17 protein-coding genes are annotated in these 16640 nt (G+C 69.7%); 3 read left to right on the forward strand and 14 right to left on the reverse strand.

Features of this window, described 5'->3' with window-relative positions; genetic code table 11:
* Positions 1 to 46 precede the first annotated feature (46 nt).
* The 3 genes from rpsI to KQY30_RS13830 form a co-directional block, all read right to left on the reverse strand.
* Complete coding sequence (gene rpsI, locus KQY30_RS13820; protein ID WP_046507155.1) at positions 47 to 574, reverse strand: 30S ribosomal protein S9; 528 nt, start codon at positions 572 to 574, stop codon at positions 47 to 49.
* Positions 575 to 616: 42 nt separating this feature from the next.
* The gene (gene rplM, locus KQY30_RS13825; protein ID WP_046507153.1) at positions 617 to 1060 is read right to left on the reverse strand and encodes a 50S ribosomal protein L13; all 444 of its coding nucleotides are present in this window, start codon (positions 1058 to 1060) and stop codon (positions 617 to 619) included.
* A 311-nt stretch (positions 1061 to 1371) separates the two neighbouring features.
* The gene (locus KQY30_RS13830) at positions 1372 to 3000 is read right to left on the reverse strand and encodes an ABC-F family ATP-binding cassette domain-containing protein (protein WP_217307088.1); all 1629 of its coding nucleotides are present in this window, start codon (positions 2998 to 3000) and stop codon (positions 1372 to 1374) included.
* A 167-nt stretch (positions 3001 to 3167) separates the two neighbouring features.
* On the opposite strand from KQY30_RS13830, the gene KQY30_RS13835 reads away from it, so the two are divergent.
* The 3 genes from KQY30_RS13835 to KQY30_RS13845 all read left to right on the forward strand — a co-directional run bounded on the left by KQY30_RS13835 (position 3168) and on the right by KQY30_RS13845 (position 8548).
* Complete coding sequence (locus KQY30_RS13835; protein ID WP_217307089.1) at positions 3168 to 4040, forward strand: hypothetical protein; 873 nt, start codon at positions 3168 to 3170, stop codon at positions 4038 to 4040.
* Between the two features lie 286 nt (positions 4041 to 4326).
* On the forward strand, positions 4327 to 5415 hold the full coding sequence (locus KQY30_RS13840; protein ID WP_217307090.1) for a sugar phosphate nucleotidyltransferase: 1089 nt from the start codon (positions 4327 to 4329) through the stop codon (positions 5413 to 5415).
* Positions 5416 to 5437: 22 nt separating this feature from the next.
* Positions 5438 to 8548: a glycosyltransferase gene (locus tag KQY30_RS13845; RefSeq protein ID WP_217307091.1), complete on the forward strand. Its 3111-nt coding sequence runs from the start codon at positions 5438 to 5440 to the stop codon at positions 8546 to 8548.
* A gap of 63 nt (positions 8549 to 8611) precedes the next feature.
* Here KQY30_RS13845 and truA read toward each other — a convergent pair whose 3' ends face one another.
* The 11 genes from truA to rplO all read right to left on the reverse strand — a co-directional run bounded on the left by truA (position 8612) and on the right by rplO (position 16640).
* Complete coding sequence (gene truA / locus KQY30_RS13850) at positions 8612 to 9475, reverse strand: tRNA pseudouridine(38-40) synthase TruA (RefSeq protein ID WP_217307092.1); 864 nt, start codon at positions 9473 to 9475, stop codon at positions 8612 to 8614.
* 80 nt (positions 9476 to 9555) lie between these two features.
* Complete coding sequence (rplQ, locus tag KQY30_RS13855; protein WP_217307093.1) at positions 9556 to 10068, reverse strand: 50S ribosomal protein L17; 513 nt, start codon at positions 10066 to 10068, stop codon at positions 9556 to 9558.
* Positions 10069 to 10269: 201 nt separating this feature from the next.
* On the reverse strand, positions 10270 to 11292 hold the full coding sequence (locus tag KQY30_RS13860; RefSeq protein ID WP_003956430.1) for a DNA-directed RNA polymerase subunit alpha: 1023 nt from the start codon (positions 11290 to 11292) through the stop codon (positions 10270 to 10272).
* A 141-nt stretch (positions 11293 to 11433) separates the two neighbouring features.
* Positions 11434 to 11838, reverse strand: a complete 405-nt coding sequence (gene rpsK / locus KQY30_RS13865) for a 30S ribosomal protein S11 (RefSeq protein WP_003956432.1) — start codon at positions 11836 to 11838, stop codon at positions 11434 to 11436.
* A gap of 67 nt (positions 11839 to 11905) precedes the next feature.
* The gene (rpsM, locus tag KQY30_RS13870; protein ID WP_217307094.1) at positions 11906 to 12286 is read right to left on the reverse strand and encodes a 30S ribosomal protein S13; all 381 of its coding nucleotides are present in this window, start codon (positions 12284 to 12286) and stop codon (positions 11906 to 11908) included.
* 174 nt (positions 12287 to 12460) lie between these two features.
* Positions 12461 to 12574: a 50S ribosomal protein L36 gene (gene rpmJ / locus KQY30_RS13875; RefSeq protein WP_003956441.1), complete on the reverse strand. Its 114-nt coding sequence runs from the start codon at positions 12572 to 12574 to the stop codon at positions 12461 to 12463.
* Positions 12575 to 12631: 57 nt separating this feature from the next.
* On the reverse strand, positions 12632 to 12853 hold the full coding sequence (gene infA / locus KQY30_RS13880; protein ID WP_003956442.1) for a translation initiation factor IF-1: 222 nt from the start codon (positions 12851 to 12853) through the stop codon (positions 12632 to 12634).
* Positions 12854 to 13049: 196 nt separating this feature from the next.
* Positions 13050 to 13886, reverse strand: coding sequence for a type I methionyl aminopeptidase (gene map / locus KQY30_RS13885; protein WP_217307095.1), 837 nt, complete (start codon positions 13884 to 13886; stop codon positions 13050 to 13052).
* Positions 13887 to 14020: 134 nt separating this feature from the next.
* On the reverse strand, positions 14021 to 14686 hold the full coding sequence (locus KQY30_RS13890; protein ID WP_217307096.1) for an adenylate kinase: 666 nt from the start codon (positions 14684 to 14686) through the stop codon (positions 14021 to 14023).
* Positions 14686 to 16005 carry a preprotein translocase subunit SecY gene (gene secY, locus KQY30_RS13895; RefSeq protein WP_046504664.1) on the reverse strand — a complete coding sequence of 440 codons (1320 nt, stop codon included), beginning with the start codon at positions 16003 to 16005 and terminating at the stop codon, positions 14686 to 14688. The genes KQY30_RS13890 and secY overlap by 1 nt, the downstream gene beginning before the upstream one ends.
* A 179-nt stretch (positions 16006 to 16184) precedes the next feature.
* Positions 16185 to 16640, reverse strand: a complete 456-nt coding sequence (gene rplO / locus KQY30_RS13900) for a 50S ribosomal protein L15 (RefSeq protein WP_217307097.1) — start codon at positions 16638 to 16640, stop codon at positions 16185 to 16187.

Genomic DNA, 16640 nt, shown 5'->3' on the forward strand with positions numbered 1-16640 from the left:
TGCCGCCGGGGCGAACGATTGCCGTAGAGGCGTAACGCAGCAGCGATTAACGCTTGCTGTACTGCGGGGCCTTGCGCGCCTTCTTGAGACCGGCCTTCTTGCGCTCGACGGCACGGTCATCGCGGCTCAGGAAGCCGGCCTTCTTCAGCGGGGCGCGGTTGTTGTCCACGTCCGCCTCGTTCAGCGCGCGGGCCACGCCGAGGCGCAGGGCGCCGGCCTGGCCGGAGACGCCGCCGCCGGCGATCCGGGCGATGACGTCGTAACGGTTGTCCAGTTCGAGCACCTTGAAGGGCTCGTTGACTTCCTGCTGGTGCACCTTGTTGGGGAAGTAGTCCTCAAGGGTGCGCCCGTTGATCTTCCACTTGCCGCTGCCCGGGACGATCCGGACCCGGGCGATGGCGTTCTTGCGGCGGCCCAGGCCGGCCGCCGGCTGCGGGTCGCCGAAGCGCGACGCCAGGGACTCGGAGGTGTACTCGCCCTCGACGGGGGTCTCCGACTCGAAGGTCGTCACCGCGTCGAAGGTCTCCTCGCCGTCGGCGCCTTCGACAGGGTTCTCAACAGTGGTCTCGGCCACGATGCTCCTCAGATTTCTTTTCGTCTTAGGGGGTGGCCGGAATTACTGCGCGACCTGGGTGATCTCGAACGGGACCGGCTGCTGGGCGGCGTGCGGGTGCTGGTCGCCCGCGTAGACCTTCAGCTTCGAGAGCATCTGACGGCCCAGGGTGTTCTTGGGGAGCATGCCCTTGACGGCCTTCTCGACGGCCTTCTCCGGGTTCTTGTCGAGCAGCTCGTCGTAGCGGACGGAACGCAGACCGCCGGGGTAGCCGGAGTGGCGGTAGGCCATCTTCTGGGTCCGCTTGTTGCCGGACAGGTGCACCTTCTCCGCGTTGATGATGATGACGAAGTCACCGGTGTCGACGTGGGGCGCGTAGATCGGCTTGTGCTTGCCCCGGAGAAGGGTTGCGGCGGTGGTCGCCAGACGGCCCAGGACGATGTCCTGCGCGTCGATGATGTGCCACTGGCGCGTCACATCGCCGGGCTTGGGGCTGTACGTACGCACGGTCGTAGCCTTCGCTTCTTCAGTGATGGGGTCTCCCCCGGCCACTAGGGCGCAGGGGACGGTCCTGACAAGGCCACCCGGCGATCACGACAGCCCTGACCTGCATACGGGGACGCAACCCGCTGCCTGTCGCTGGTCATCGGCCCGGTGGACCGGCGTAAGGGCCCCTCGCGTGAGAACGACCAAGCCAATACGCATAACGAACCAGAAGGATACCGTCGGCGCGCCGCACGGGTCAAAACAGGGGTGCCGGAAAAACAAGCCCGTCCGGCGATTGAGGACCGGGGGTCCGGGGGCGGAGCCCCCAGCGGCTACCGCGCCCGGTCCACCCGGCGCTCGTCCCAGACCGGCTCCGGCGTCTCACGGACCACTCCGTCCGCGCCGAAGACCAGGTACCGGTCGAAGGACCGCGCGAACCAGCGGTCGTGCGTCACCGCCAGCACTGTCCCGTCGTACGCCTCCAGCCCCTCCTGAAGCGCCTCCGCCGACTCCAGGTCCAGGTTGTCCGTCGGCTCGTCCAGCAGCAGCGCCGTCGTACCCGCCAGCTCCAGCAGCAGGATCTGGAAGCGCGCCTGCTGCCCGCCGGAGAGCTTCTCGAACGGCTGGTCGCCCTGGCGCTCCAGCTCGTACCGGCGCAGCACGCTCATCGCACCGCCCCGGTCCTTCGCGTGCTCGGTCCACAGGATGTCGACCAGGGTGCGCCCCAGCAGCTCCGGGTGGGCATGGGTCTGGGCGAAGTGTCCGGGTACGACCCGGGCACCCAGTTTCCACACCCCCGAGTGCCGGACGTCCTGCCCGGCGAGCAGCCGCAGGAAGTGGGACTTGCCGGAGCCGTTCGAGCCGAGGACGGCGACCCGCTCCCCGTAGTAGATCTCCAGCGAGAACGGCTTCATCAGACCGGTCAGCTCCAGGCCCTCGCAGGTCAGCGCCCGTACCCCGGTCCGGCCGCCGCGCAGCCGCATCGTGATCTCCTGCTCGCGCGGCGGCTCCGGCGGCGGCCCCGCGTCCTCGAACTTCTTGAAGCGCGTCTGCATCGCCCGGTAGCGCGAGGCCATGTCCGGGCTGATCGCGGCCTGCTGCCGCAGCCGGTGCACCAGCGCCTTCAGCCGGGCGTGCTCCTCGTCCCAGCGCCGCTTCAGCTCCTCGAAGCGGGCGAAGCGCTCCTTGCGCGCCTCGTGGTACGTACCGAAGCCGCCGCCGTGCACCCAGACGTCCGAGCCGGCCGGGCCCGGCTCCACGCTCACGATCTTCTCGGCGGCCCTGGCCAGCAGCTCCCGGTCGTGGGAGACGAAGAGGACCGTCTTACGGGTCTCCTTGAGGCGTTCCTCCAGCCAGCGCTTGCCCGGTACGTCCAGATAGTTGTCCGGCTCGTCGAGGAGCAGTACCTCGTCGGGGCCGCGCAGCAGTGCCTCCAGCACCAGCCGTTTCTGCTCGCCGCCGCTCAGCGTGCGCAGCTCGCGCCACTGCGCCTTCTCGTACGGGACGCCGAGCGCGGCCGTGGTGCACATGTCCCAGACCGTCTCGGCCTCGTAGCCGCGCGCCTCCGCCCAGTCGCTGAGCGCCTGCGCGTACCGCATCTGCGCGGCCTCGTCGTCCACGGTCATGATCGCGTGCTCGGCCGCGTCGACGGCCGCCGCGGCCTCCCTGATCCGCGGCTGGGCGACCGAGACCAGCAGGTCACGGACCGTACGCTCATCGCGCACCGAGCCGACGAACTGCGACATCACGCCGAGCCCGCCGCTGACCGTGACCGTGCCGCCGTGCGGCTCCAGCTCCCCCGCGATCAGCCGGAGCAGTGTCGTCTTGCCCGCGCCGTTGGCGCCGACGAGGGCGACGACGGCGCCCTCCCCGACCCGGAACGAGGCGTCGCCGAGCAGCACCCGTCCGTCGGGGAGGTAGTACTCCAGGTGCGCGGCCTCAAGATGTCCCATGGTGCGCATTGTCGGGGCAGCGGGCCCCTGGGCCCAATCGTTTTCCGGTTCGTGACCGTTCGGCCCGGTCCGCGTTTCCGCCTGCGCTCCTTCCGTGCTCCTTCTGTGCACCTTGGCTGCGGGCTGTTCCCGCTCCGGGGCACAACACCCGTGCGGGCGGCCTTAAACTGCGCGGCATGAGCTTTGGGCAGGGGGGACCCTGGGGCGGCCCCGGTGGCCCCGGACAGGACCCGTACGGAACGCAGACACCGGACTGGGCGGCACTGGCGGACGCCTCCGCCGCCCGTGCCCGCCGCAAGCGCTGGCTGATGATCGGCGGCGGGGTGCTGGCGACCGCCGCGGTCGGCGCGATCGTGGCGACCGCGGTCGTCTCGATGAACGGCGGCGACGACCGGGCCTCGGACAGCGCCGCCACCGAGCTGCCCACCGCCCCCGAGCTGCCGAGCGAGAGCGCGGCGCCGGAGCCGACCTTCTCCTCGGTCGATCCGCTCCCCCCGCCGGACCCGCAGGACTTCATCGCCAGCGCCGACAAGGACAGGGCGCCGCTGAGCGCGGAAACCCTGTTCCCCGGCGGCAAGCTGACGATGGGCGACCGCGTCTACCAGAAGGGCGCGACGGCCCGTACGACCAACTGCGCCGCGGCCGCGCAGGGCGCGCTCGGCTCCATCCTCGCCTCGAACGGCTGCGACCAGGTCATACGCGCCACCTACAGCAAGGACGGGGTGGCGGTGACCGTCGGTGTCGCGGTCTTCGAGAAGGAGGCGCAGGCGCTGAAGGCCAAGGAGGAGGCGGAGGACGGTATCGCCTCGCTCTCCGGGGAGGGCGTCCCGGTCTTCTGCCGGGCTCCCTCGGTCTGCCGCAAGGTCACCAACTCCATAGGCCGGTACGTGTACTTCACGGTCGGCGGCTTCACCAGCGGCAAGGACGTCACCGAGTCGGACAAGAACGTGTACACGACCGGTGACGACATAGCCGAGTTCACCTTCCGGCAGATCCTCGGCCGGGGCCGCGCCCAGGCCTCCGCGGCGGCCACGGCCCCCGCAACCTGACCCACGGCCCCCGCAACCCGACCCCCGGCACAGACATCACGCACAACGGGCCCTAATCGCGCGTATCTTCGCATTCGGCCTTCCCGAACCGCCCACATGTGCCACGATGTGGCTTCTGTCGGCCTCCGCCGAACGGGTACCGGGGGGTGCCTGGCGGCCGGCGGACCAGGCAGAACATCGAAGGCGTTGGGGGGGGACCCGGAGCCGGGCCGGACGCGCGAGGAAGCGTGCCCGGCCGCGCCCATCTGTTCCGCCCCGCCCCGCGGGGGAAGGCGGAGCACACCGTATGACCGAGGCGATCCTTCTCGTCGGTGGCCAGGGGAGCCGACTCCGGCCGCTGACCAGCCACACTCCCAAGCCGCTGCTTCCGGTGGCCGGCGTCCCGTTCCTCGCCCACCAGCTCGCGCGCGCGGCGGCGGCCGGGGTCACCCGGGTCGTCCTCGCCACCTCGTACCTCGCCGAGCTGTTCGAACCGTACTTCGGCGACGGCGCCCGGTTCGGGCTGTGCCTGGAGTACGAGACCGAGGCCGAGCCGCTGGGCACCGGCGGCGCGATCCGCAACGCGGCCCGGCGGCTGCGCGGCGGGCCCGAGGAACCGGTGCTGGTGTTCAACGGGGACATCCTGTCCGGACTGGACATCGCCGCCCTGCGCGAGGGCCACCGTGCGTCCGGCGCGGCGGTCACGCTGCATCTCACACGGGTGTCCGATCCACGCGCCTTCGGCCTGGTGCCGACCGCCCCGGACGGGCGGGTGCTGGCCTTCCTGGAGAAGCCCGAGTCGCCCGAGCAGATCGTCACCGACCAGATCAACGCGGGCTGTTATGTCTTCACCCGCTCCGTCATCGACCGGATCCCGGCGGGCCGGGTGGTGTCCGTGGAGCGCGAGACCTTCCCCGGACTGCTGGCGTCGGGCATCCCCGTCCGGGGCGTGGTGGACGACACGTACTGGCTCGACCTGGGCACCCCGGCGGCCTTCGTCCAGGGCTCCGCCGATCTCGTACGCGGGATCGTGCACTCCCCCGCGCTGCCGGGACCGGCCGGCGAGGCCCTCGTCCTGCCCGGCGCCCGGGTGCATCCGCGGGCGGTGCTGGGCGGCGGGACCGTGATCGGCGAGGGGGCGGAGATCGCCGGGGGTTCGGTGGTCGAGGGCAGCGTCGTGCTGCCGGGCGCCAGGATCGCGGCGGGCGCGTGCGTACGGCGCAGTGTGATCGGCCGGCGGGCCATGGTCGGTGCCGACAGCAGCCTGGACGCGGTGGTCGTCGGGGACGGCGCACGGGTCGGCGCGGGCAACGAACTGCCCGCCGGCCTCCGGATCGACTGCGGGGCCGAGGTGGCGGCCCGCGTAAAGTCTGTGCGGCACGTAGGGAAATGGTGAGCGACGCGAAGGTGTGGGGCGGATGACGGTCAAAGTCACGGTGGTGGTCCCGACGTACAACTCGGGCAGCCATATCGAGCCGCTGGTCGACTCGATGCTCCGGCAGACACTGCCCAGCTCCGAGTTCGAGGTGCTCTTCGTCGACGACGGTTCGACCGACGGCACGCCCGCCCGGCTGGCGGCGCTCACCGCCGAGCACCCCCACTTCCGTATGACCCGCATCCCCAACTCGGGCTGGCCCGGCAAGCCCCGCAATGTCGGTGTGGAACAGGCGAACGGTACGTACGTCCAGTTCGCCGACCACGACGACCGGCTGACGCCCGAGGCGCTGGAGCGGCTGTACGGGATGGCGCACCGCAACGGCTCGGACATCGTGATCGGCAAGGTCGCCAGCAACTTCCGCAGCAGGGGCGTGCCGTACGGCCTGATGAGCCGCACCCGCGAGAGCTGCACGGTGTGGGACGCGCCGCTCATCGACAGCCTCACCCCGCACAAGATGTTCCGTACGGCGTTCCTGCGCGAGCACGGCATCGTGCACCCCGAGGGCCCCTGGATCCTGGAGGACCAGCTCTTCATGGTCCGCGCCTATCTCAAGGCGTCCGTCGTCTCCGTACTCGGCGACTACGTCTGTTACGCGTACTGGGCGCGCGAGGACGCCGAGAACGCGGGCACCTCGGCCATGGACCCGCGGTGGTACTACGGGAATCTCCGCCGGATCATGGCGACCGTCGTCGAGGGCACCGAGCCGGGGGCCCAGCGCGACCGGCTGCTGCGCCGCTTCTACCGGGTGGAGATGCTGCACCGGCTGGGGGTTCCGCCGAGCGGTCTGCTGATCGACCCGCCGTTCCGCGACGATCCGTACGAGGTGGTGCGCGAACTGGCCGAGGAGTTCATGACGGACGGGGTGCACCGGGGGCTGGCCGCCGTACAGCGCACCAGATCCGAGCTGCTCCGGCAGGACAGACCGGCGGAGCTGACCGAGTTCACGCGCCGCCAGACGGATCTGGTGGCCCGCTGCACGGTCGGTGAACCGCGATGGAACCGGAACAGGTTCAAGGCTGCCTTCAGCGCCCGCTTCGAGGGCGGCCCCGACGGCACGGGGCTGCTGCTGGCGCGGCGCGGCGAGCGGTACTTCCTCGCTCCCGCCCTGACCGACGGGATCCTCGCCGAGCCGGTCGAGGTGACCGGGGAACTGAAGAGCTTCCGGGCGGATGTGCTGCTGCACCACACGGAGACCGCGCATGTGTGGGTCGTTCCGTGCGAGACCTCTCTGGTCCTGGAGGAAGAGCCGGAGCCGAGCGACGGCACGGTCCTCGTACGGCCCGTCGTGACCGGCACCTTCGCCGTCGACCCGCTGCGCGCGGCAGGTGGCGCTCCGCTGGGCGAGGGGGTGTGGGAGGTACGGATCCGGCTCATGGGCGCCGGATTCGACCGGTACGCGCGGGTCGGCGAGAGCACCGCGCCCGACGGCATCGGCCTGCCCGCGCCGGAGATCCTCGACGGCCATGAGACCGGCAATGAGACCGGCCATGGGACCGGCCATGAAACCGCCGCCGCGCTGGACGGCGAGGGGCTGGCCCTGACCATGCGCGCCACCGACGCGGCGCCCGGCCCCCGGCCGCCCAAGGTCAGCGTCGTCGTCCCCACCGCCGGGGCCGACCCGGAAGCCGTCGCGTCCACGCTCGCCTCGCTGACCGCCCAGACCCTGCCCGCCCGGGACATCGAGGTGATCCCGGTGGACACGGCCCCGCCCGGCACGGAGCCGCGCAACGCCGGGGCCGACGCCGCCACCGGCTCGTACGTCCTGTTCATGGAGCCGGGCGACCGCCTGACCGCCGACGCCCTGGAGCGCATGTACGCGTACGGCATCGAGCACGACGCCGACATCGTCGCCGGGAAGCCCGCGGGCAAGGGCCGGCCGGTCCCGCGCGAGCTGTTCGTACGGGACCGCCCGCGGGCCACTCTCGCCAAGGACCCGCTGGCCGACAGCCTCACCCCCGACAAGCTCTTCGACCGCGCCTTCCTCACCCGGCACGGCATCCGCTTCCCCGAGGGCTCTCCGCTGTCCGGGCAGGCGTTCACGGCCGAGGCGACGCTGCGGGCGGGGCGTACGGCGGTCCTGGGAAGCCGTGTCTGCTACCAGTACGGGCCGCCCCGCGCCGCCGGCACACCCGTACCGCCCGCGGCGTTCTACGGCGCGCTGAGCGGGCTTCTGGAGCGGACCGACGCACTCACCGGGCCCGGCGCCGCGCGGGACCGGCTGCACCGGCGCTGGCTGCGGGTGGAGATCCTGGACCGGCTGAGCGGCAAGCGGCTGCTCGATCTGGACGACAACGCCCGGCGCGAGCTGTTCTACGAGATCCGCAAGGTCGTCGTGCACCGCGTTTCGCCCACGGCCGTGGCCGGGCTGCCGGTCGCGCGCCGGCTGGCCGTCGGGCTGATCACCGACGACCGTCCCGAGGAGCTGACGGCACTCGCCCGCTGGGACGCCTCGGTCGCCTGCCGGGCCCGTCTGGACGCGCTGTCCTGGGACGAGGAAGGCGCGCTCCGGGTCGCTTTCACCGCCGAGCTCCTCGCCGCGGAGGGCCTCGTGGGCCTCACCACCACAGGCGAAGGCGAACCGGCCCTCAGCCCGGCCGGCCTCTCCCCCGCTCTGCTGGAGCGCTTCGCCCGCGAGCCGCTCACCGGCGGGGCCGCACCCGGCAAGGCCACCGCCGTCCTCGTCCTGCGCGAGCGCGCGGGCGGCGCCGAACACCGCCTGACCACCGGCCTCACCGTCCGCCACGAGGACGGCGCGCTGAGTGTCGCCGGGACCGCGCTCCTCGATCCCGCCACCGCCGTGGACGGGTCACCGCTCGGCGACGGCGTCTGGGACCTGTACGTACGGTTCACCGCGCTCGGCTGGACCAGGACCGCCCGGCTCGGCGCGCTGCGCGGCCCCGACGTCCCCGAGCGGCTCGCGCCCGTACCGCACCCCACCGCGCCGGACCGCCGGATCACGCCGTACTGGACCAATCCCCAGACCGATCTCTCGCTGCGGGTGGCGGTCCCCAAGGCGCCGAAGCCGCCCGAGCCCGCGAAGCCGAAGCCGGGGCTGCTGCGGCGGGTGGCCCGGCGCCTGCGCCGCCCCTGAACCGTCCCCCGGCCGGCAACGGCCAGTCCCTGTCCGGCGGATCTTCGCGGGCCCGGACAGGGCCTAACAGCAGAAAGAACTGCCGCCCAGCGTCCGCTTGTTGCGCGCCTCCCGGTTGCGGGAGGCCAGCAACGCGTCCTCGGGATAGCCGACTTCCTCCAGCGTCAGCCCGTGCGGCCGTACGACATGGACCGCCGAGTCCCGCACCCCTGCCGCCAGCACCTTCGCCGGCCACTCCACCGGCCGGTGCCCGTCGCCCACGAACAGCAGCGCGCCCACCAGCGACCGCACCATGTTGTGGCAGAAGGCATCGGCCCGCACGGTCGCGGTGATCACCCCGTGCGCGTCCCGCTCCCACTCCAGCCGCTGGAGCGTACGGATCGTCGTGGCGCCCTCGCGCCGCTTGCAGTACGCCGCGAAGTCGTGCTCGCCGAGCAGCCCGGCCGACGCCGCGTTCATCGCGGCCACGTCCAACGGCCAGTCGTGCCACAGCACATGACCCCGCAGCAGCGGATCGACACCGCCGGGGTGATCCACCACCCGGTACGCGTACCGCCGCCAGAGCGCCGAGAAGCGGGCGTTGAACCCCGCCGGCGCCTCGGCGACCTTCCAGACCCGGACATCATGGCCCAGCCGCCCCGCGAGCCGCCGCAGCAGCCTCTCCCGGTGCTCGGCCCACACGGACTCCGGCAGATCGACATGCGCGACCTGCCCGCGCGCGTGGACGCCCGCGTCCGTACGTCCGGCCACGGTCAGCTCGTACGTACGCGAGGAGCGGGTCACCGTACGCAGCGCGTCCTCGATCTCGCCCTGGACGGTGCGCCGGCCGGCCTGTTTCGCCCAGCCGGAGAAGTCCTTGCCGTCGTACGAGAGGTCCAGCCGCACCCGTACGAAGCCGGGCTCCGCTCCCTCGATGTCCTCACTCACCTGCTTGTTTCCCCTTCACAGCGGAACGGGCCCGCCCCCACCGCGGGGAGCGGACCCGTCCGTCAGCGTCGTCCGTACGCTCAGGCGTCCTTGGACTCGACCCCGTCGGCCTCGGCCTCGGCCGGCTTGGCGTCCTCGACGGCCTCGGCCGGAGCCTCGTCCTTCTTGAGGGCGTCTTCCTTGACCGCGCGCTTGGTGGCCGCCTCGGCCTCACCGGTCGCCTGCTGCGCCACGGTCAGGGCCTCGACCAGCTCGATGACCGCCATCGGGGCGTTGTCGCCACGACGGTTGCCGATCTTGGTGATACGGGTGTAACCACCGGGGCGGTTCTCGTACCGCGGCGCGATCTCGGTGAAGAGCGTGTGCACCACGCCCTTGTCCGTGATCGAACGGAGCACCAGGCGACGGTTGTGGATGTCGCCCTTCTTCGCCTTGGTGATGAAGCGCTCCGCGACCGGACGCAGGCGGCGGGCCTTGGCCTCGGTCGTGGTGATGCGGCCGTGCTCGAAGAGCGACTTCGCGAGGTTCGCGAGAAGCAGCTTCTCGTGCGCGGCGCTGCCGCCCAGACGGGCGCCCTTGGCGGGCTTCGGCATGGTGTTTCTCCTAGTGTCTGCACCGGCCGTATCAGGTACCGGTGTCAGTGACCGGCGAGCTGCTGCCCACCGGAAGCGTTCACATTCAAGCCCGAGCCCGGGAAATCCAAGCCCCGAGCCCGGCAAAATCAAGCCCGAGCCCGGCAGAACCGAGCCCGTCCGGCGATTGAGGACATAGCCTCAGCCCCGGGCGGCGGGGCCTCAGTACTGCTCGGTCTCCACGAAGCCCGCGTCCGCGTCGTCGTCCGCGCCGAACGCGTCCGCCGCGGCCGTCGGGTCGAATCCGGGCGGGCTGTCCTTGAGCGCCAGCCCCATCCCCGCCAGCTTCGCCTTGACCTCGTCGATCGACTTCGCGCCGAAGTTGCGGATGTCCAGCAGATCCGCCTCGGAGCGCGCCACCAGCTCACCCACGGAGTGGATGCCCTCGCGCTTGAGGCAGTTGTACGACCGGACGGTCAGCTCCAGCTCCTCGATCGGCAGCGCCAGATCCGCGGCGAGCGCGGCGTCCGTCGGCGACGGGCCCATGTCGATGCCCTCGGCGTCGATGTTCAGCTCGCGCGCCAGGCCGAACAGCTCGACCAGGGTCTTGCCCGCGGACGCCATGGCGTCACGCGGCCGCATGGCCTGCTTGGTCTCGACATCGACGATCAGCTTGTCGAAGTCGGTGCGCTGCTCGACTCGGGTGGCCTCGACCTTGTACGTGACCTTGAGCACCGGCGAGTAGATCGAGTCGACCGGGATACGCCCGATCTCCTGGCCCACCTGCTTGTTCTGCACGGCGGAGACATAACCGCGGCCACGCTCGACCGTCAGCTCCATCTCCAGCTTGCCCTTGCCGTTCAGCGTCGCCAGGACGAGGTCCGGGTTGTGGACCTCGACACCGGCCGGCGGGGCGATGTCGGCGGCGGTGACCAGGCCGGGACCCTGCTTGCGCAGGTACATCACGACCGGCTCGTCGTGCTCCGAGGAGACGACGAGCTGCTTGATGTTGAGGATGAGGTCGGTGACGTCCTCCTTGACGCCCGGCACGGTGGTGAACTCGTGCAGGACCCCGTCGATCCGGATGCTGGTGACAGCGGCGCCCGGGATCGAGGAGAGGAGCGTACGGCGGAGCGAGTTGCCGAGCGTGTAGCCGAAGCCCGGCTCCAGCGGCTCGATGACGAACCGCGAGCGGTATTCGTCGACGACCTCTTCGGTCAGCGACGGACGCTGAGCGATAAGCATGCGTGAATCCTTCAGTTGGGGACGCCCGCTATTTGACGTCCTTCGGTACTGCTCCGTTCAAGAGTACGGGCGGCACGGCACGAAAGCGCCGAGCCGCCCATACCGCACATCAGCCTCAGATGCGACCAGCCGCACCCAAGGTCAGACGCGCCTCCGCTTCGGCGGGCGGCAGCCGTTGTGCGGGGTGGGGGTGACGTCCTGGATCGAACCCACCTCCAGGCCGGTGGCCTGGAGCGAGCGGATCGCGGTCTCACGGCCGGAGCCGGGACCCTTCACAAAGACGTCGACCTTGCGCATGCCGTGCTCCTGCGCGCGGCGGGCGGCCGACTCGGCGGCCATCTGCGCGGCGAAGGGGGTGGACTTGCGCGAGCCCTTGAAGCCGACGTGGCCGGCGGAGGCCCAGGAGATCACATTGCCCGAGGGGTCCGTGATCGAGACGATCGTGTTGTTGAACGTGCTCTTGATGTGGGCGTGCCCATGAGCGACGTTCTTCTTTTCCTTGCGGCGCACCTTCTTGGCTGCACCCTGTCGGCCCTTAGGAGGCATGTTTTGACTTCCTGCGAGGAGGTGATCGGTCCTACAGCGAAGACCGCTGATGAGCGTCCGCTGAGGACTACTTCTTGCCCGGCTTCTTCTTGCCGGCGATGGCGCGACGCGGGCCCTTGCGGGTACGGGCGTTGGTGCTGGTGCGCTGGCCGTGCACCGGCAGGCCACGGCGGTGGCGCAGACCCTGGTAGCAGCCGATCTCCACCTTGCGGCGGATGTCGGCGGCGATCTCGCGACGGAGGTCACCCTCGGTCTTGAGGTTGGCGTCGACGTATTCGCGGATCTTGACGAGGTCTTCCTCGGCGAGGTCGCGGACGCGGACATTGGGGTCGATGCCGGTGGCGGCGAGCGTCTCCTTGGACCGGGTGCGCCCGATACCGAAGACATAGGTGAGGGCGACCTCGACGCGCTTCTCGCGCGGAAGGTCAACGCCTGCAAGGCGTGCCATTCATGGCTCCTGTTGATGTTCGGAGGTCTTCCGCAGTGACTGTCCCGGAATCGGTGCGGTCCGGGTCCCCGGCCTCCGCCGGAGGTGTCGGTCCCCTCGTACGGGAACCGGACACTGCGTAATTACGATGTGCTCGCGTCGCGCGAAGTACTGCGAGAGGCAGGCGGTCGTGCGTCAGCCCTGGCGCTGCTTGTGGCGCAGGTTGTCGCAGATGACCATGACCCGGCCGTGACGGCGGATCACCTTGCACTTGTCGCAGATCTTCTTGACGCTCGGCTTGACCTTCATGGGATTGAGGTTCTCCGGGTCAGTGCGAACACCCCGGGAAGGGGTGATCAGCAAGATCTACTTGTATCGGTAGACGATCCGGCCACGCGTCAGGTCGTAGGGAGACAGCTCCACCACGACCCGGTCATCGGGGAGGATCCGGATGTAGTGCATCCGCATCTTGCCGCTGATGTGCGCGAGGACCTTGTGACCGTTCTGGAGCTCCACCTTGAACATGGCGTTCGGGAGGGACTCGATCACGGTGCCCTCAATTTCGATGGCACCTTGCTTCTTGGCCACGCTTCGCCCTTCGAATCGGCTACCTTGATCAACTCCGGCAGCCGCGTAGCCGTAACAGCCGTAACACTCAACAACGGCAAACGAACACACGGGTACACCAGAGCCGACGCGTCAGTCTACGGCAGCACACCCGGAAAGACGAATCCGTGAAGTTTGCCCTGTGGACGAGATCCTTAAGCGGAACCGCGGCCGGCCCTTACGCGAGCGGGTCCGGCGCCGCCGTCACGCCCAGCTCCGCCAGCTTGGCCCTGCCGCCGTCGGGCGCCGTCAGCACCAGCGGGCCCTGCTCGGTGAGTGCCACCGAGTGCTCCCAGTGGGAGGCCCAGGTGCCGTCCGTCGTGATCACCGTCCACTCGTCGGCGAGCACCTCCGTACGGGGCGTGCCCAGCGAGACCATGGGCTCGATCGCCAGACAGAAGCCGGGGACCAGCCGGGGGCCCTTGCCGCGCTTGCGCGAGACGTAGTTCAGCAGATGCGGGTCCATGTGCATCTGCGAGCCGATGCCGTGCCCGCCGTAGTCCTCGATGATCCCGTACTTGCCGCCGCCGGGACGCGGCTGGCGCCGGATGTACGTCTCGATCGCACGGGAGACGTCCACCAGCCGGCCGCCGTTCCTCATCGCGGCGATCCCGGCCCACATCGACTCCTCGGTCACCCGGGACAGCTCGACCAGCTCCGGAGCGTGACCCGAGCCCACGAAGGCCGTGAAGGCCGCGTCGCCGTGCCAGCCGTCGATGATCGCGCCGGCGTCGACGGAGATGATGTCGCCGTCCTTGAGCACGGTCCTGTCGTCCGGGATGCCGTGGACGACGACCTCGTTGACCGAGGTGCAGATGGTCGCGGGGAACCCGCCGTATCCCAGGAAGTTCGACTTGGCGCCGTGCTCGGACAGCACCTTGCGCGCGACCTCGTCCAGATCCCTGGTGGTGGCACCCGGCACCGCGGCCTCGCGGGTGGCCGCGTGCACGGCGGCGACGACCAGTCCCGCCTCGCGCATCTTCGCGATCTGCTCGGGCGTCTTGATCTCCACCATCGTTCTGCCTTCCGCCCGGTGCCCGGACTCGTCATGACCCGTCGAGTGCGGGAGCCACGCTCCCGTACCCGCTCAACACTACGGCCGTGGTGCCCGGGGGACGCCACGGCCGTAAGCCGGCTTGCCTTGCTCGGTCAGGCCTGTGCGGCCCGGTCCTTCTGGAGCGCCTCCATCGCACGCTCGGTCACCTCGGTGACCTTGCCGAGCGCGGAGATCGTCACCACCAGGCCCTGGGCCCGGTAGTGGTCGATGATCGGCTCGGTCTGGGTGTGATAGACCTCCAGCCGGGTCCGTACCGTCTCCTCGGAGTCGTCGTCCCGCTGGTACAGCTCGCCTCCGCAGTGGTCACAGACGCCCTCCTTCTGCGGGGGGCTGTACGTCACGTGAAACACATGCGCGCTGTCGTTGCGGCAGATCCGCCGGCCGGCGATCCGCCGTACGACCTCGTCCTCGGGGACCTCCAGGTCCAGCACCGCGTCCAGCTTCAGGCCCTCGCGCTTGAGCGCCTCGTCCAGCGCCTCCGCCTGCGACACATTCCGTGGGAAACCGTCCAGCAGGAAGCCGTTCACGGCGTCCTGCTGGGCCATCCGGTCCAGCGCCATCGCGATGGTCACCTCGTCGGGCACCAGGTTCCCGGCGTCCATGAACGCCTTCGCCTGCTTGCCCAGCTCGGTGCCCTGGCTGATGTTGGCCCGGAAGAGGTCGCCCGTGGAGATGTGCGGTACCGAGAGGTTCTTGGCAAGGTACGCAGCCTGCGTTCCCTTGCCGGCACCGGGCGGTCCGACGAGGACGATTCGCATCAGCGGAGGAACCCTTCGTAGTTGCGCTGCTGAAGCTGGCTCTCGATCTGCTTCACGGTCTCCAGACCCACACCCACGATGATCAGGATGCTTGTCCCGCCGAACGGGAAGTTCTGGTTCGCGCCTCCGAAGCCCGCCAACGCCATCGTCGGTACAAGAGCGATCAGACCCAGGTACAGCGAGCCCGGCCAGGTGATCCTGTTGAGCACGTAGCTCAGATACTCGGCTGTCGGGCGACCTGCCCGGATACCCGGGATGAACCCACCATACTTCTTCATGTTGTCCGCGACTTCTTCGGGGTTGAAGGAGATCGCCACGTAGAAGAAGGCGAAGAACACGATCAGCAGGAAGTACGTCACGATGTAGTACGGATGGTCACCCTTGACGAAGTGCGCCTCGATCCAGGTCTTCCAGCCCGCGTTCGAGCTGGAGAACTGCGCGACCAGCGCCGGGATGTAGAGCAGCGACGACGCGAAGATGACCGGGATCACACCCGCCTGGTTCACCTTGAGCGGGATGTACGTCGACGTACCGCCGTACGACCGCCGGCCGATCATGCGCTTCGCGTACTGCACGGGGATACGGCGCTGTGCCTGCTCGACGAAGACGACCAGGCCCACCATGACGAAGCCGATCAGGATGACCGTACCGAACTCGATCCAGCCCTTGGCCAGCGTGCCGCTCTGCTTGATGGCCCAGAGCGCGCCCGGGAAACCGGCCGCGATCGAGATGAACATCAGGATGGACATGCCGTTGCCGATACCGCGGTCGGTGATCAGCTCGCCGAGCCACATCACGGCCGCGGTGCCCGCGGTCATGGTGATCACCATGGTGACGGTGACGAAGATCGACTGGTCGGGCACGATCTCCGAGGCGACCGGGCAGCCGCTGAAGAGCGCGCCGCTGCGGGCGGTGGCGACCAGGCCGGTGCCCTGGAGCACGGCGAGGGCGACGGTCAGATAGCGGGTGTACTGAGTGATCTTGGCCTGACCGGACTGCCCCTCCTTCTTGAGGGCCTCCAGCCTGGGGATGACCACGGTCAGGAGCTGGAGGATGATGCTCGCGGTGATGTACGGCATGATGCCGAGCGCGAAGATCGTGATCTGCAGCAGCGCTCCGCCGCTGAACATGTTCACCAGGCCGAACAGGCTGTTATTGCCCTTCTGGGCCGCGTCGACACAGGTCTGGACATTCTCGTAGCTGACACCTGGCACGGGGATGTGCGCCCCGAGCCGGTACAGCACGATGATGCCGAGCGTGAAGAGCAGCTTCTTGCGCAGGTCGGGCGTCTTGAACGCCCGGGCGAACGCGGTGAGCACGGTGCCTCCTGCGACCCCCGCGCTACTGCGTCAAGGGTGACGGTCTTGAGGATCGACGGATAAGGAACAAGCAACAATGCACGCCACCTTACCGGCGACTGTGCCCCCTAGGAACGACCAACCGGGGATGCCTCGTGTGAGAGACATCCCCGGTCGGGTGTTCAAGCCATCGATCCGCCTCAGACGGACTCGGTGACGGTGCCGCCCGCGGCGGCGATCTTCTCCTTGGCGGACCCGGAGACGGCGTCCACCGTCACCGTGAGTGCCACGGAGATCTCGCCCTGGCCGAGGACCTTGACGAGGCTGTTCTTGCGTACCGCGCCCTTGGAGACCAGATCGGCCACCGTGACCTCGCCACCCTCGGGGTAGAGGACGGCGAGCTTCTCCAGGTTCACCACCTGGTACTCGGTGCGGAACGGGTTCTTGAAGCCCTTGAGCTTCGGGAGGCGCATGTGGAGGGGCATCTGGCCACCCTCGAAGCGCTCCGGAACCTGGTAGCGGGCCTTGGTGCCCTTGGTGCCACGACCCGCGGTCTTGCCCTTCGACGCCTCACCACGGCCCACACGGGTCTTCGCGGTCTTGGCGCCCGGGGCAGGACGGAGGTTGTGGACCTTCAGCGGGTTGTTCTCCGCCAT

The sequence above is a fragment of the Streptomyces sp. GMY02 genome, from assembly GCF_019056675.1.
Taxonomy (GTDB): Bacteria; Actinomycetota; Actinomycetes; order Streptomycetales; family Streptomycetaceae; genus Streptomyces; species Streptomyces odonnellii.